This window comes from Plesiomonas sp. ISS29 (genome assembly GCF_056522795.1).
Genome location: NZ_JAWRZQ010000001.1, coordinates 1,546,963 through 1,562,594, shown reverse-complemented (window position 1 = coordinate 1,562,594; position 15,632 = coordinate 1,546,963). Strand labels below are relative to the sequence as shown.

The following is a 15,632-nucleotide window of genomic DNA, read 5'->3' as shown; positions in this document are numbered from 1 at the left end:
TTTCTTTTTTTGCTTTCCTATACCTACATCTGCCTACATCTACGAAGTCAACAGATCAGAGTTATGCAGCCTCTTCACGTACGGCACGAGCTGGATTAGGGTGCGGGCCATCAACATGGTCAACCTGTACCGCACGGCTGCGCAGCTCATCGGCTTCACGCATCTGCTTCGCTTCTGCATCATTAATCACCCCTTTTTGCAGACCCGCGGTGATTAATGCCTCTAGTGCTACTTTGCGCGGTAACGTGCCTGAACGCTGTGCTTCGGCCAGTTTTTTCTCAATGCCACGTGCGGCATACATCGCCTGAAACGCCGATTCAACAATATTAATGGCCTCATCAGCATCTTGACCGACAAAACACAACTTCGTTAAGCGATCACGCTGCGCGCCAGGGATCATAATTAGCTTAGCGATAGTCAGCGCAATCTCATCACTCACCGGTTTGTAGCTCACACCATACGGGAAAACTGCCGTGCGCAGTAACCCAGCAACCACCCGGTTCGGGAAGTTTTGGAAGAAGCTGTCAAAAGCTTTACCACACTCATACAGACAATATTGCAGGCCATACTCCGCCAGCGGTAGATCCTCTTTCAAACGCCCCTCTTGTTCATAGCGTTTCAGCACCGCTGAGGCCAGATACAGGTTACTCAGCACATCACCGAGCCGTGCCGAGAGCATCTCTTTGCGCTTCAAATCACCGCCCAACACCAACATCGCCATATCTGCGGTTAATGCCAGCGCGCGGCTCATACGGCTAAGCTGCTTATAGTAACTTTTCAGCGGGCTAGCATCCGGTGCAGCACTGAATTTACCTGCTGTAATCCCCTGCCAGAACGTTAAGAAAAAGTTACTGACACCAAACCCGATATGTTTAAACAGCAGATCATCAAATGCCTGTAGCCCCGCCGCCTCATCTGGATTTGCAGCTGCTTCCATCTCGCCCAATACAAATGGGTGACAGCGCGTTGCGCCTTGCCCGAAAATCATCAGGTTACGCGTCAGAATATTTGCGCCTTCAACGGTAATCGCCACCGGAATACCAAAATAGTGGTGCCCCAGATAGTTCATTTCACCCAGCTGAATGGCCCGCCCTGCATGCACATCCATCGAATCGTTCAACAGCTTACGGCCGATTTCTGTCATGTGATATTTTGCAATAGCAGTGACAATGCCCGGGATCTCGCCAGTATCGAGCGCTGTGGTTGTCAAAGTACGTGATGCCTCGAGCAGATAAGTCAATCCGCCAATCCGCCCCATCGCCTCTGCCACCCCTTCGAAACGCCCGATAGACATACCAAATTGTTTACGCACATACGAATATGCACCGGTCGTGCGGGTGGTTAAGTGGCCAATTGCTGTACCCAGTGCAGGCAGCGAAATACCGCGGCCGGCCGAGAGGCACTCAACCAGCATACGCCAGCCTTTACCGGCATACTCCGCCCCGCCGATAATCCAATCTAGCGGAATAAAAACATCTTTACCCCATGTTGGGCCATTCATAAAAGCCAGATTCATCGGGATATGGCGCGCGCCTACATCTACGCCCGGATGATTGGTCGGGATCAGCGCACAGGTAATACCAATATCCTCTTTATCCCCCAGCAAGCCATCGGGATCATGCAGCTTAAATGCCAGCCCTAACACGGTAGCCACTGGTGCAAGCGTAATGTAACGCTTGTTCCAGTTCAGCCGGATACCCAACACTTCACGGCCCTCATGCAGGCCACGGCATACCACACCTTTATCGGGGATACTGCCTGCATCGGAGCCCGCTTCTGGGCCGGTTAATGCAAAGCAGGGGATCTCGCGGCCATCGGCCAAACCGGGTAACCAGCGCTGTTTTTGCTCTTCCGTACCGTAATGGGATAACAGCTCACCGGGGCCTAACGAGTTTGGTACCATCACGGTAACCGCAGCAGTGGTACTTTTGCTGGCAATTTTGGTCACAATGGTTGAGTTGGCCAGCGCACTAAATGCACGGCCACCAAACTCTTTAGAGATAATTAACGAGAAGAAACGCTCTTGCTTGAGGTAATCCCACACCTCTTTTGGCAGATCATTAAGCTCATGCACAATCTGGTAGTCATCCAGCATATTTAGCAGAGTTTCAACCTGATTATCCATAAAGGCTTGCTCTTCTGCGGTCAATACCGGTTTTGGCAGTGAGTGCAACTTATCCCAGTTTGGTTTTCCACGGAACAGATCGCCTTCCCACCAGACCGTACCGGCTTCCATAGCTTCACGTTCAGTAGCCGAAAGGGGCGGTAGAATTCGCTTAAATACCTTAAACGCTGGGCCGGAGAGGTAACGCTGGCGCAGACTGGTCATGATGTTCGTCCTTTATCACAGGTATAGGGTAGGTTCAGGCACCGCTTCCGGCCGCCACTTTACGCACAGGTTGATGTAATACTTGATGCAATGTTTCTGAGTGATAACTCGGCGCGGCAACGCCGCCGGCCAAATAAGGAATAATTTTGTCTATCAGGTCACTGATCTGAATCTGCTGGCCAAAATCAGAGAGCGCAATTTCACGCAAAGCCACATTTGAAACCATCGCAAACACCACAGTTCCCAGCGTAAAGTGCAAGCGCCAAAACAGCTCTGCATCATTCAACTCTGGGTTGGCGCGCTGTACTGCAGAGGTAAACAGCGCCAGCGTGTTGCCATAACGGGTGGTGATAAACCAGCGTAAATGCCCCTGCACATCGGTATAACCACGCCCGAGCAGCTGAATAAACAGCGTTGACCCTTCAGGGCGTAACTCGGTAAGCTGCAACAACGGCGCTTTAAATGCCTGAAAAACCTCGTCTAATTGAGGAACGGCTTCCGCATCGAGCACCTTTTGCAGCTCACGGGCAACAGCGGGCATAAAAACTTCAAGGTAACGCTCAAGTACCGCCCGAATTAGCTCTTTTTTCGAGCCAAAATGGTAATTTACCGAGGCTAAGTTAACATCGGCCTCTGCGGTAATGGTGCGTAGAGAAGTATCATTAAACCCCTGCTCAGCAAACAATCGCTCAGCGGCATCAAGAATTCGGGCTTTGGTGTCAGGCTTGGCGATCATAGTCATACACTCATATTAAACGGATGTTTGAAATGTACATCTCGTTAACATAATAGTCAACATTGCAAAACAGTTGTTTGACAAAAAGTAAAGCCCTCCTCAGTAACAACAAAAAGATACCTCCCAAGAGCACTCTCTCGGCCTGTAGGCAGACAGGCTCATAACTATATGCAGGTAGACTGATAGCTTTGGTACACAACACTCAATGTGTAATCTGTGCAACCAAGGCAGTAAAAAGAGGTTTAATGTGAGGAAGTACAGGCAGGCTCAGTCAACAACTGAGTAAGCGGCTTGCTAAAAAAATTTTAAAAATTATACAGCGCAGATGAAACTTACTGGAAGGCCTGTAGTCTGAACTTATGCCACTGCTTTTTCTTTGATACCCTCTTCCTAGAAGGTAACCCGATAACGATACAATGTTTTTCGTTATCGGGGTTTTTTCTTTTCATCCTGCATATGTTATAAATTTACCTTAATAAAGGTATTTCTTTAGCGAAATTATTAACCTCATATTAATAATAATGCATATTTAAAACATGATTCCCATCACATAAGTATACGTGTACTATGTGTACATATAAAATGCTAAAAATAAAACGCTTCCTACATAACATGTTAAGACAATTTATATGAATAGTTATCGTATTCCATTTTTCATTATTATATTTACACTTAGTAATCTTTTTTTCTATCTATCTCAAAGAGAAAAAAATATTTACTATATGCATCAGCTGTATAGCGAGATCAACACCTCATATATGCATATGTATGCAGCAATAAGAAAACTAAAGGTTTTATATGCTAATGCTGATTTTGTTAGTGCCCAGTTAGCAAAAGAAATTGAAATAAAAAGAAACAGTAACGATAATAATGATGAGCGACTAATAATTTTAAACGATAATGCTGAAATCCCAATTTTACAAACTGCCTTGCAAAAGGTTAATTCACTATTAAAAAAAGAAAGTAATGATAAAATCATATTATTATCACTGATTCAAAAAAATGGTGATTATGGCTATTTTTTACCTTACAAGCCGTATTATCAACAAATTATAGATAATGCAATACAAGATCCACGCGGTGTTAAAGTCATCAGTGAATACAATCTGCCCAATACATTTGATGATAGCTTCCTTACTTGTGATATAAGATCATCAGAGATATACACTGAAAGTTATTCTATGCATAAAATGCAAAGTATTTTCATGCCTATTTTTTTCAAAGACACATTAGTAGCTGTTGTTGTTGCAGACTTAGACCCTTTATACATTCAAAATAGAATCGACTTATTCAATAACAAACATAACTCAGCCTTACATTTAAGTCATTCAGGGTTCGAACTGAATATTTTGTGTAATCAAGAAAAATACTATTTAGACTATTCAATTATCTCCATCAGTACATTATTCAATGTACTGTACAGTCTACTTATAGGCTCTTTCCTCACGATTTTATTCTCTTCATATCAACGAGTTAAACACTCAGCTTTTACTGATAACCTAACAAAACTACACAATCGACACTATTTTTTATCCAAGCAAAAAAATCTTAAACAGCGGTATAGCGTAATTATTATTGATATTGATAACTTCAAAAAAATTAATGATACCTATGGGCATCACGCCGGTGATCAGGTATTAAAAGCGGTTGCCGGACGGATAAAAAACAGTGCTCGTCAAGATGATTTACTGATCCGCTGGGGTGGCGAAGAGTTTGTGTTGATTGTCTATACCACTAATGAAAGTGCAGTCAATACACGGGCCGAGAGCGTACGGCAGGCCATTGCTGATCAGCCAATCGGAAAACATTCGATTACAGTATCATTAGGTACATGTATCGCCTACGCAGGCAGCAGTTTTGATGAGGTCTTTCAACAAGCCGATATGGCGCTATATATCTCAAAAACCCACGGTAAAAACCAAGTCACTGCCGGCAGTTGTTCAGTCAAAACAGATAATAAACAGACCACTGCCGATGAATAAACAGATCACTATCGCGTTTAAGTAGCTTGTTATGCCGCTTAACGCTATAATCGCGCCCATTTTTTGATGAGTTTTTGAACAGGTACTATGAGCGAAAAACGTATTGGTTTTGTATCACTGGGCTGCCCGAAAAATTTGGTCGACTCTGAGCGTATTCTGACCGAACTGCGCACTGAAGGTTATCACGTTGTTCCTAGCTATGAAGATGCGGACATGGTGATTGTAAACACCTGTGGTTTTATCGACAGCGCCGTTCAAGAGTCTCTTGAGGCAATCGGTGAAGCCTTAAACGAAAACGGCAAGGTCATTGTTACCGGCTGTCTGGGTGCAAAGCAGGATCAGATCCGCGAAGTTCATCCAAAAGTGCTTGAAATCAGTGGCCCGCACAGTTACGAGCAGGTGCTTAGCCACGTGCACAAATATGTGCCAAAACCTGAGCATGACCCGTTCACCAGCCTTGTGCCTGAAACCGGTGTCAAGCTAACACCACGCCATTACGCGTATCTGAAAATATCAGAAGGGTGTAATCACCGTTGTACGTTCTGCATCATTCCGTCTATGCGCGGTGATTTAGAGAGCCGCCAGATTGGTGCGGTACTCGATGAAGCAAAACGTTTGGTGGAAGCCGGTGTAAAAGAGATCCTTGTGATCTCGCAAGATACGTCGGCATATGGCGTTGATGTTAAACACCGTACTGGTTTTTGGAATGGCCAGCCGGTGAAAACCAGCATGCTCTCTTTGTGTGAGCAACTGGCTAAACTGGGTGTTTGGGTACGTTTGCACTATGTTTACCCGTACCCGCATGTTGATGATGTGATCCCATTGATGGCGGAAGGGAAAATCCTGCCTTATCTGGATATCCCACTCCAGCATGCCAGCCCGAAAGTGCTAAAACTGATGAAACGCCCAGGTTCGGTAGAGCGTACACTTGAACGTATCAAACGCTGGCGCGAGATCTGCCCAGAGCTAACTCTGCGCTCAACCTTTATCGTCGGCTTCCCGGGTGAAACCGAAGAGGATTTCACCTTGCTGCTCGATTTCCTGCGTGAAGCACAAATCGACCGTGCCGGCTGCTTTAAATACAGCCCGGTAGAGGGTGCAACCGCCAATGAGTTGCCCGATCAAGTGCCTGAAGAGATCAAAGAAGATCGCTGGAATCGCTTCATGCAGCTGCAACAAGAGATCTCAGCTCAACGCCTGCAAAGCAAAATTGGCCGTGAAATCATGGTCATTGTCGATGAGGTTGACGAAGAAGGTGCGGTTGCTCGCAGCATGGCCGATGCACCGGAAATTGATGGCGCAGTCTATCTCAACGGTGTAACTGATGTAAAAGCCGGTGATATCTTGCGTGTTAGCGTTGATCACGCTGATGAGTATGACTTGTGGGCTAGCCTACTGTAATCCTGATGTATTATTGCTGTATAAGCGGTAATACGGTGCGCTCTCTGCAAGCACCACAAAAATAGGGTTATATCCTAAAAAAATCCCCAAATCTTTGTATTGAAGATCTGGGGATTTTTTCTTTCGTACACATAACTTACCGCACACGGTATTATCTCAAATCATATCTGTCAGTAAGCTGCTGCTTAACATCGCATAATTTAAAACAGCATGATTTAAAACAACATGGTAAACGGATCTGGATAATGATACGAAAACCCCTGCTCACGGCAGATTTTATTGCCATTGATAATCCGCGAGCGGCCAGCCAGATCAGGTAGAAAAGTGGGTGCATCAAGCCCCAGATTTTTGGCTATCTGCGGATAAAATGCCGAACGAACCGGATGCTCAGGCGCGCACAAGTTGTAAGTTTGCCCTTCCGGTAAACGGCACTCAATCAGCCGTGAAATGGCCGTAATGCAGTCATCAAGATGCACCAGATTCACACCCTGCGCGCCCTCCGGCAGATTTTGCTTTCCGGCCAAAAAACGCCCTGGATGCCGATCAGGGCCCACCAGCCCCGCACAGCGCAGCACATCTATCCGTATATTAGGCAGGCCATGCAGCCAGAGTTCCAGCTCATACAGTTCACGTGCAGAGCCGGTTTCCGGATAGCAACCCGATGACTCATCCACCTCACCCGATGCCTTGCCATACACCGAGGTAGAACTGATAAAAATCAGATGCTTAACTTGATTAGCCAGTGCGCTGTCAACCCAGTTCTGTATGGCTTCAAGATAAAACTGTGCACGGTAATTTTTACGGCCAGGCGGAATATTCACGACCATAGTGTCAACATTCAGCAGTGTATCCAGATCAGTATCATCACACTCAATCTGCGGGTTAAGGTTGAGCAAGTAGCTTTCAATACCACTGAGCTGCGCCGCCGCCACACCGTCCGCCGTTGTTTTACTGCCCACTACCGCATAACCGGCCGACTGCAAATGCATAGCCAGCGGCATGCCTAACCAGCCCAAACCGATAACCGAGATTTTCTTGTTATCCATACTCTTATCCCTCAATAACACTCTAAAACGCGTTGGAATAAGCACAAACCTGCGTGCAACGTTGCTGTTTTTTCATGCCTACACAACATCTAAACACAACAAACCTACCTGATAGACAAGCGCACCTGCATTTCATTTATGCAGCCCAGAATACCGATACCGGAGTCTGCGTTTGTGCCAATATTGCTCGCACCGGCATCGCATTCACATCAGAGCCCTGCATGGCCGCATCATACACACTGCGCTTGCTCTCTCCGACTACATGCACATAAATCTGACGGCTATTCAGCAGTGCAGGAAGCGTCAACGTAATACGATCTAATGGCGCGGTTAACGGTGTCATTCCCATACAAACTTTGCCTGAATCCATCGCCAGCGCTGCTGCCAGATTGTCAGCCCCCGGGAACAGTGAAGCGGTATGCCCATCATCCCCCATACCCAAAATCACCGCATCAAATGGGCGTGGGAAACCGGCTAAACGTTCAGCCGCCAGATCAGCGCCTTCAAACGGCGTAGCACAGGCATTCTTTAACCCGCAAAACGTAGCCGCCGCCGCATAGCCCTGCAACAGATGTGCTTTAACCAATTTTTCATTACTGGCCTCATCATGCTCATCTACCCAGCGCTCATCAGCCAGCGTGATAAACACACAAGACCAATCAATATCAACCTGCGTTAATGCACGGAACAACCCCGTTGGCGTACGCCCACCTGATACCACTAAACTAGCAGCACCGCGTTTAGCAATGCCCTGTTGTAACCCTTCAACAATACGTGCAGCCAACTGCTGATTCAGCGCCTCTGCCGAGGAAAATTCACACCATTGCGGTACAGTGGTAAGCATAGTAAATCCTTATTACTGACGATTTAAGCGTAAAACAGTCACGAAGCGTAAAGCTTGGTGACACCTTTACCTTTGCCGTATCACACATACATTGGTTTAATCGATTGGCTTCACCGTAATGTTGATACTGTAAAAGTGTCACCCCCCAATAAAAATAGGGCTTTACGCGTATTCACTCCATGAGCGGCCATCACGGGCGATCATCGCAATAGAGGCTACTGGCCCCCACGTTCCGGCCTGATACGGTTTTGGTGGCTCATTATCCGCCGCCCATGCCTGAATAATTGAATCGGCCCATTTCCACGCCTCTTCCACCTCATCACGGCGAACAAACAGCGCCTGAATACCGCGCATGGCCTCTAGCAGCAAACGCTCATACGCATCAGCAATATGCTCTTCGCTGAACGTATCACTAAAGCTCAGATCCAGTTTCGTCGTTTGTAAACGGTGCTTATGATCCAGACCCGGCACTTTATTAAGGATCTGAATTTCAATACCCTCGTCAGGCTGCAAGCGAATGGTCAATTTGTTTGGCGGAAGATCTTTATACGAATCGCTAAATAAGTTCAGTGGAGGATTTTTGAAATACACCACAATTTCAGAACATTTCGCCGGTAAACGCTTGCCAGTGCGCAGATAAAACGGAACACCTGCCCAGCGCCAGTTATCAATATCCACACGAATAGAGACAAAAGACTCGGTCGCACTGCTCTTATTTGCGCCCTCTTCTTCCAGATAACCCGGTACTTTCTGCCCCTGTACAAAGCCTGCCGTATACTGGCCACGTACCGTTTTTTCATTCACGTTGGTGTGATCAATACGGCGCAGAGCGCGCAGAACTTTGACTTTTTCATCACGAATACGGTCAGAGGTCAGATCAACAGGTGGCGACATCGCAATCATGGTTAAGATCTGCAACAGATGGTTTTGCACCATATCGCGCATCTGTCCTGCTTTATCAAAATAGCCCCAGCGCCCTTCAATCCCCACTTCTTCGGCAATGGTAATCTGCACATGGTCAATCGTGCGGTTATCCCACTTAGAAGCAAAAATGGAGTTAGCAAAGCGCAATGCCAGCAAATTTAGAACCGTCTCTTTGCCCAGATAGTGGTCAATGCGGTACACCTGTGACTCATCAAAAAACTCAGCCACACCATCATTAATAATTTGGGATGAAGCCAGACTCGTGCCAATCGGCTTTTCCATCACCACACGGTTAGGCTGGCGGTTTAACCCTACCGACGCCAAACCTCGGCAAATTGCCGGATAAGTCATGGGTGGCATCGCAAAATAGTTCAGCATGACACGTTCCACACTGTCTTCCAGTGCAGCCAGCTGCGCAAAGTCAGCTTCGTTATTCACATCTAAATTACAAAAATGCAGGCGCTGGCTTAATGTGCCCCACACCGCAGGATCAACCGCCTCTTTTTGGAAGGTCATCAGCGCGCTGTGAACAAAATCAACGTACTCTTCTTGTGTCCACTCCGCACGGCCAACGCCAATAATGCGCGAGTCTTGGTGCAACAGCCCTGCTTTCTCCAATTGATACAAAGAAGGCAGTAGTTTACGACGTGCCAGATCCCCTTTCGTTCCGAACAGAACCAGATCACAGGCTTGTGCTTTTGATACCATTATGTCGTCCTCAAACCGGTTGTTGCCAGTGGCGTTATTTTTTACTATACCTTACCAAGCAACTTATTTTACGCAGGAAACGAATTCAAGGGAAATACGCTAATATCACGCGAATGAATAAGTGAATCATCTGAAAATACCCTGCCAGTTAGCTACTCATACAATCAACCCTATTTTTAGACCTCAATCATATTCTGACGAAATAATACGAACATTCATGCGCTGACTCGCTGTGAAGTGGCTGCCTCTGGTAGTATATTTCCAACATACTCTCCCTTTTTTTATTGAGAGATACAGGGATTTTCGTAACATTAAAACATGACGTGGTATTCGCATGAACACACTGGACAAAATCCAGAAAAGCCTAGAGCACTTTAGCAAATCAGAACGAAAAGTTGCTGAAGTCATTCTTGCCTCGCCGCAAACAGCCATCCACTCGAGTATTGCTACCTTAGCCAAAGTGGCTGATGTCAGTGAACCTACCGTAAACCGTTTTTGTCGCCGCTTAGATACCAAAGGTTTTCCTGACTTTAAACTGCACTTAGCCCAGAGTTTGGCCAACGGCACACCTTACGTAAACCGTAATGTGGAAGAGGATGATGCGGCAGAAGCCTATACCGCGAAAATTTTTGAATCGACCATGGCCAGTCTGGAAGTCGCCAAAAACAGCTTAGACCCGAATGCGGTAAACCGGGCCGTTGATCTGCTCACTCAGGCCAAGAAAATTTCATTTTTTGGTTTAGGATCATCTGCCGCCGTGGCCCATGATGCCATGAACAAGTTTTTCCGCTTCAATGTGCCGGTCATCTGGTTTGATGACATTGTCATGCAACGCATGAGCTGCATGAATGTCGGCGAAAATGATGTCATCGTGCTGATATCACACACAGGCAGAACCAAAAGTCTGGTCGAGATAGCCCAGCTGGCCCGTGAAAATGAAGCCACCGTTATCGCGATTACCTCTGAAGGCTCACCGCTAGCCCGCGAAGCCTCACTGGCCCTGACACTCGATGTACCAGAAGATACCGATGTCTACATGCCGATGGCCTCGCGCATTGCACAGCTGACCTTGATAGATGTGCTCGCTACCGGCTTTACATTGCGCCGTGGCGCTAAATTCCGTGATAATCTCAAACGGGTAAAAGAGGCCCTGCGTGACTCGCGCTTTGAAAAAGGGGCATAAGCCTGATATAACTAGAGTCCGCTGAATGATTATTCATAAAAAATGCCATTATCACACACAAATAGCATGAAACAACTAATGCAGGTTTCATCGAAAGTGCGATAATACGCAGACTATTTTGTACAAGATTACCGCACAGTCGCGCCCTGAAAATAGGGTAACGCTGCGCGTTTGCATTATTGCATTTCTGTTCACTATCACGATGCACTTTGCCGCATTCGGCACACCGTATAGCGACTATTTAACGGAGTTATCCATGTCCAGAAGGCTCAGAAGAACCAAAATCGTTACCACACTCGGCCCCGCAACTGACCGCGACAATAATCTTGAAAAAATCATTGCCGCCGGTGCTAACGTTGTTCGTCTAAACTTCTCTCACGGCACTGCAGAAGACCACCTTGCGCGTGCAAATAAAGTACGTGAACTGGCGGCTAAACTGGGTAAACATGTTGCGATTTTAGGCGATCTCCAAGGCCCTAAAATTCGTGTATCTACATTTAAAGAGGGAAAAATCTTCTTAAATGTAGGCGATAAGTTCCTGTTAGATGCCGAATTGCCAAAAGGTGAAGGCGATAAAGAACAAGTGGGTATTGACTACAAAGGTCTACCAAATGATGTTGTTCCGGGCGATATCCTGCTGCTCGATGATGGCCGTGTACAGCTGAAAGTGCTAGAAGTTCAAGGGCTAAAAGTGTTCACCGAAGTCACCGTTGGTGGCCCACTATCGAACAATAAAGGCATCAACAAGCTTGGTGGTGGTCTGTCTGCAGAAGCCCTTACCGAGAAAGATAAAGCCGACATCATTACCGCAGCTAAAATCAACGTTGATTTTCTGGCAGTCTCTTTCCCACGTACAGGGGAAGATCTGAACTACGCGCGCCGTTTGGCTCGTGATGCCGGTTGTTATGCCAAAATTGTTGCCAAAGTTGAACGTGCCGAAGCAGTTGCCACTGATGAAGCCATGGATGATGTAATCCTTGCCTCTGATGTTGTCATGGTTGCCCGTGGTGATTTGGGTGTTGAGATTGGCGATCCAGAGCTAGTTGGCGTACAGAAAAAACTGATCCGCCGCGCACGCAGCCTGAACCGCTCAGTGATCACCGCAACCCAGATGATGGAATCGATGATCACCAACCCAATGCCAACCCGTGCCGAAGTGATGGACGTTGCCAACGCCGTACTCGATGGCACTGATGCTGTCATGCTGTCAGCCGAAACGGCAGCAGGCCAGTATCCGGCTGAAACTGTCGCGGCAATGGCGCGCGTGTGCTTAGGTGCAGAGAAGATGCCAAGCATCAATGTCTCTAATCACCGTATGGATCGCACCTTCGACAATGTTGAAGAGACCATTGCGATGTCAACCATGTATGCAGCCAACCACCTGCAGGGCGTTACCGCCATTATCGCCATGACCGAGTCTGGCCGTACTGCACTGATGATGTCACGCATCAGCTCCGGTAAGCCAATTTTTGCCATGTCTCGCCATGAAACAACCCTGAATCTGGCAGCGCTGTACCGTGGTGTGACTCCGGTATTCTTTGATACCCATACCTCGGGCCACGATGCAGCACAAGAAGCTGTCTCTATCCTAAAAGATAAAGGCTTTTTGATGGCTGGCGATCTAGTTATGGTCACTCAGGGTGATGATATGGGCGCAATCGGCAGCACTAATACCTGCCGTATTCTGCGTGTTGAATAATCCGCAAAAATATATACTTAAAATATAGCCTATTTATCTGACAAAAAAGCCACGAAAATATCGTGGCTTTTTTATTGTGTACTTTTATTGCACGTTTGTATTAAGTGCTATGGTTATTTACCGCAAGAATTAATTACGAATTTTATCGGCAAAAACCTGTACCGGATCGGTTCGGAAAACATACAACCTTTTTAGCGTGTAGGGGTTATCATTCGGTTTTACTTTTCCTTGCTCGGTCGTCACCGCTAAGCGATAACCAGCCTCTTCTGCTGCTTTAATTGCCAGTTTATTATAGCCACCAAAGGGATATGATAAATAATCAACATGATAATTATATTTAGCTAAGACTTTCTTTGAACGTACGAAATCCCGATAAATATTGTGGTATGACTTTGACAGCAGTATAGGATGTTTTGATGCTACGCGTTTATGCATAAAATGTGTATGCGACTCTATTTCAAATACATCCTGCATCGCATCAATTTCCTGAAAACTCAAAAACTGCAGTGAATTAGCATCCCACTGCTGAGGGAAATATTTAATTCGTGAGGAGATAATAAAAGAAACAGCATTGAATTTATAGTTTTTTAAAATCGGATAAGCATATTTATAGACTGATTTCAAACCATCATCAAATGTTAATACAACGACTCTGGCAGGTAAGTTATTTTGCCCTTTGATATATACCTCAAGCAATTCCATGCTGATAGTCTGGTAGCCAGCCTGTTTTAAATAGGCCATTTGATTACTAAATGCAACATCTGAGGTGGTTGTTGAAGTATGACGAAACAGTTTATTCTCTTGATTAGTCAAAATATGGTGAAAGGTCAGTACAGCAATTCCGCTATCAAGTTCAACATCAGTGGCTTTTATATACTTTACTTGTCCGGCAATATTAATCACATACCATGCGATATTATTGCTATCTTCTATTTTATCTACAAAAGGATAACGCAAATTATCATTTAAATAGGCGAAAACCGTAGGCTTATACGATATTTCATTATATATCGGCACAACAGATTTAGTAATGATATTGTCATATGCTTGATGTTGCTCGTGTTTTTCTTGCAGTAACATGGTGTCTAATAGACTATCAATTTTATCTTTCTTTACTATATTTAAATCTGCCTGTCGAATAGTAGCTGAAGCATTACCAAAACTAATATGATAGCCATTATTGTCAACGGTATTAATATCAACATCCTGCCCTTCATTTAAGGTCAGCACCGGAATTTCATGGCCTGCTATTTGTGCATACACTGGAATTTTTGTCTCAGTAACCGCTTTTGTATGTAACTTTACAGAGGCGATAGCCTGCAACCCAGACACTGAAATATCAACTGGCTCTGCTGAAAAAACTGAAGAGCACGAAATAAAAAGTACAAAAGCAAAAAGATGCCTTGAAAAGTGCTGCGTCATCATAAATATATCGTAATAAACATAATTGTTAATTCAACACCCACAAGGTGAAAGCAGTCTTTTAGTTTACTGCTTTACTCGCTGCCTTAGTGGGTGAATAGACTACTTTTTTCCAGATATCCAGATTACAACCCTTCGTCTTCATAGGGGCTGCGATCCCCCACTTTGCGGGTTTTCAGTAACTTCAATAGCCAAATATACTGTTCTGGGTTGGGTGTGACTAATTGCTCAATCTCTTCATTCATACGGCGCGCGGCGGTGACATCATCAGCCTCTTGCAAATCATCCATTGCAGGGTGAATGTGCATTTCAAATAGTCCGTCTTTGCTATTATAGACCGGTAATAACGGGATCACGGCAGCATTACAGACTTTCATCATCTTACTCAGCCCTGGCAAGGTTGCTTTGTAAGTGCTGAAAAAATCAACAAACTCACTTTTTTCTGCTCCATGATCCTGATCGGGTAAGTAATAGCCGCAATATCCTTGGCGAACTGAGCTTAAAAACGCCTTAATGCCATCTTGTCGTGTATGTAAACGCCCGCCAAAACGCAACCGAACACTGTTCCAGATCCAATCAACCAGCGCATTACGGTGCGGATTAAACATCGCCGCAATCGGCATGCCTTTCGATGCCATGATAATACCGGGAAAATCAATCGCCCATGCATGCGGTACCATGAAAATTATGTTTCGCCCACTCGCTTTCACTGCATCAACATGTTCAAAGCCGATAAAGCGGGTACGCGAATCAAGAAAATCTTTACTACGAATCGCCAGCTCCGCCATCGCCAACATAACTTGCGCGGCAGTAGCAAACGTATCATCAACCAAGGTATCTCGCTCTGCATCCGATAACTGAGGAAAACAGTACTGCAAGTTAATCTCGGTTCTGCGGCGCTGCTTTTTTGCTTTCTGCCCGGCAAAACGGCCAATATGGCCTGCCAAGCTATCACGCAGTTTGTGCGGCAAAAATGCCAGCAGAGCCACTATCAGCAACCCACACCACACCAGCCAATAGCGTGGATGCAGCATCGATAAAGTAAACTTTGGTACATGCCCTGCGGCTTTTTTTTCACGAGTCATGCGAATTCCGGCATCAATAAAAACCGATCTATAATAGGGAGGATCTGTAATTTTGCAATTACCATGTTGATAAATGCACAAAAAACAGACAACACATTTGCCATAGATCTCAGCATTATCTGTAAAATATCGAAATCAAACGTCAACAGACAATTCTGATTATGCCAATAAAGGCTGAAATCTAACTGATTTATTGCTACTTTTAACTAAAGTAATACTTACTGTAATCACTAAAAAGCCATGATGGTAGGAATAAAATCCATACCATCGGTG

The 15,632-nt window shown here is 45.6% G+C and carries 11 protein-coding genes; 4 read left to right on the top strand and 7 right to left on the bottom strand.

Annotated elements, in window-relative coordinates:
• Positions 1-61: 61 nt before the first annotated feature.
• Both AC1HDJ_RS06945 and psrA read right to left on the bottom strand, forming a co-directional pair.
• The gene (locus AC1HDJ_RS06945) at positions 62-2,329 is read right to left on the bottom strand and encodes an acyl-CoA dehydrogenase (protein ID WP_479534513.1); all 2,268 of its coding nucleotides are present in this window, start codon (positions 2,327-2,329) and stop codon (positions 62-64) included.
• Positions 2,330-2,363: 34 nt separating this feature from the next.
• Positions 2,364-3,071: a TetR family transcriptional repressor PsrA gene (gene psrA, locus AC1HDJ_RS06940; protein WP_479534511.1), complete on the bottom strand. Its 708-nt coding sequence runs from the start codon at positions 3,069-3,071 to the stop codon at positions 2,364-2,366.
• Positions 3,072-3,694: 623 nt separating this feature from the next.
• Between psrA and AC1HDJ_RS06935 the strand changes: the two genes are divergently transcribed.
• Both AC1HDJ_RS06935 and rimO read left to right on the top strand, forming a co-directional pair.
• Positions 3,695-5,047 carry a GGDEF domain-containing protein gene (locus AC1HDJ_RS06935; protein ID WP_479534508.1) on the top strand — a complete coding sequence of 451 codons (1,353 nt, stop codon included), beginning with the start codon at positions 3,695-3,697 and terminating at the stop codon, positions 5,045-5,047.
• An 87-nt stretch (positions 5,048-5,134) separates the two neighbouring features.
• The gene (rimO, locus tag AC1HDJ_RS06930; RefSeq protein ID WP_479534506.1) at positions 5,135-6,448 is read left to right on the top strand and encodes a 30S ribosomal protein S12 methylthiotransferase RimO; all 1,314 of its coding nucleotides are present in this window, start codon (positions 5,135-5,137) and stop codon (positions 6,446-6,448) included.
• Positions 6,449-6,663: 215 nt separating this feature from the next.
• Here the strand turns inward: rimO and AC1HDJ_RS06925 are convergent, their stop codons facing one another.
• From AC1HDJ_RS06925 to zwf, 3 genes are all read right to left on the bottom strand, one after another.
• Positions 6,664-7,494, bottom strand: a complete 831-nt coding sequence (locus tag AC1HDJ_RS06925) for an SDR family oxidoreductase (RefSeq protein WP_479534504.1) — start codon at positions 7,492-7,494, stop codon at positions 6,664-6,666.
• A gap of 136 nt (positions 7,495-7,630) precedes the next feature.
• Positions 7,631-8,338, bottom strand: a complete 708-nt coding sequence (pgl, locus tag AC1HDJ_RS06920) for a 6-phosphogluconolactonase (protein WP_479534502.1) — start codon at positions 8,336-8,338, stop codon at positions 7,631-7,633.
• 162 nt (positions 8,339-8,500) lie between these two features.
• Entirely contained in the window at positions 8,501-9,970 is a 1,470-nt protein-coding gene (gene zwf, locus AC1HDJ_RS06915) for a glucose-6-phosphate dehydrogenase (protein WP_479534500.1), read from the bottom strand.
• Positions 9,971-10,304: 334 nt separating this feature from the next.
• Here zwf and AC1HDJ_RS06910 point away from each other — a divergent pair, with 334 nt between their 5' ends.
• Together AC1HDJ_RS06910 and pyk are read left to right on the top strand one after the other, a co-directional pair.
• A complete protein-coding gene (locus AC1HDJ_RS06910) occupies positions 10,305-11,153 on the top strand; it encodes a MurR/RpiR family transcriptional regulator (RefSeq protein ID WP_438621663.1) in 849 nt (282 codons plus the stop codon).
• Positions 11,154-11,409: 256 nt separating this feature from the next.
• A complete protein-coding gene (gene pyk, locus AC1HDJ_RS06905) occupies positions 11,410-12,852 on the top strand; it encodes a pyruvate kinase (RefSeq protein WP_438621662.1) in 1,443 nt (480 codons plus the stop codon).
• 129 nt (positions 12,853-12,981) lie between these two features.
• Here the strand turns inward: pyk and AC1HDJ_RS06900 are convergent, their stop codons facing one another.
• Both AC1HDJ_RS06900 and lpxM read right to left on the bottom strand, forming a co-directional pair.
• Positions 12,982-14,277 carry a polysaccharide deacetylase family protein gene (locus tag AC1HDJ_RS06900; RefSeq protein ID WP_479534497.1) on the bottom strand — a complete coding sequence of 432 codons (1,296 nt, stop codon included), beginning with the start codon at positions 14,275-14,277 and terminating at the stop codon, positions 12,982-12,984.
• 122 nt (positions 14,278-14,399) lie between these two features.
• A complete protein-coding gene (lpxM, locus tag AC1HDJ_RS06895) occupies positions 14,400-15,359 on the bottom strand; it encodes a lauroyl-Kdo(2)-lipid IV(A) myristoyltransferase (protein WP_479534495.1) in 960 nt (319 codons plus the stop codon).
• Between the last annotated feature and the right edge of the window lie 273 nt (positions 15,360-15,632).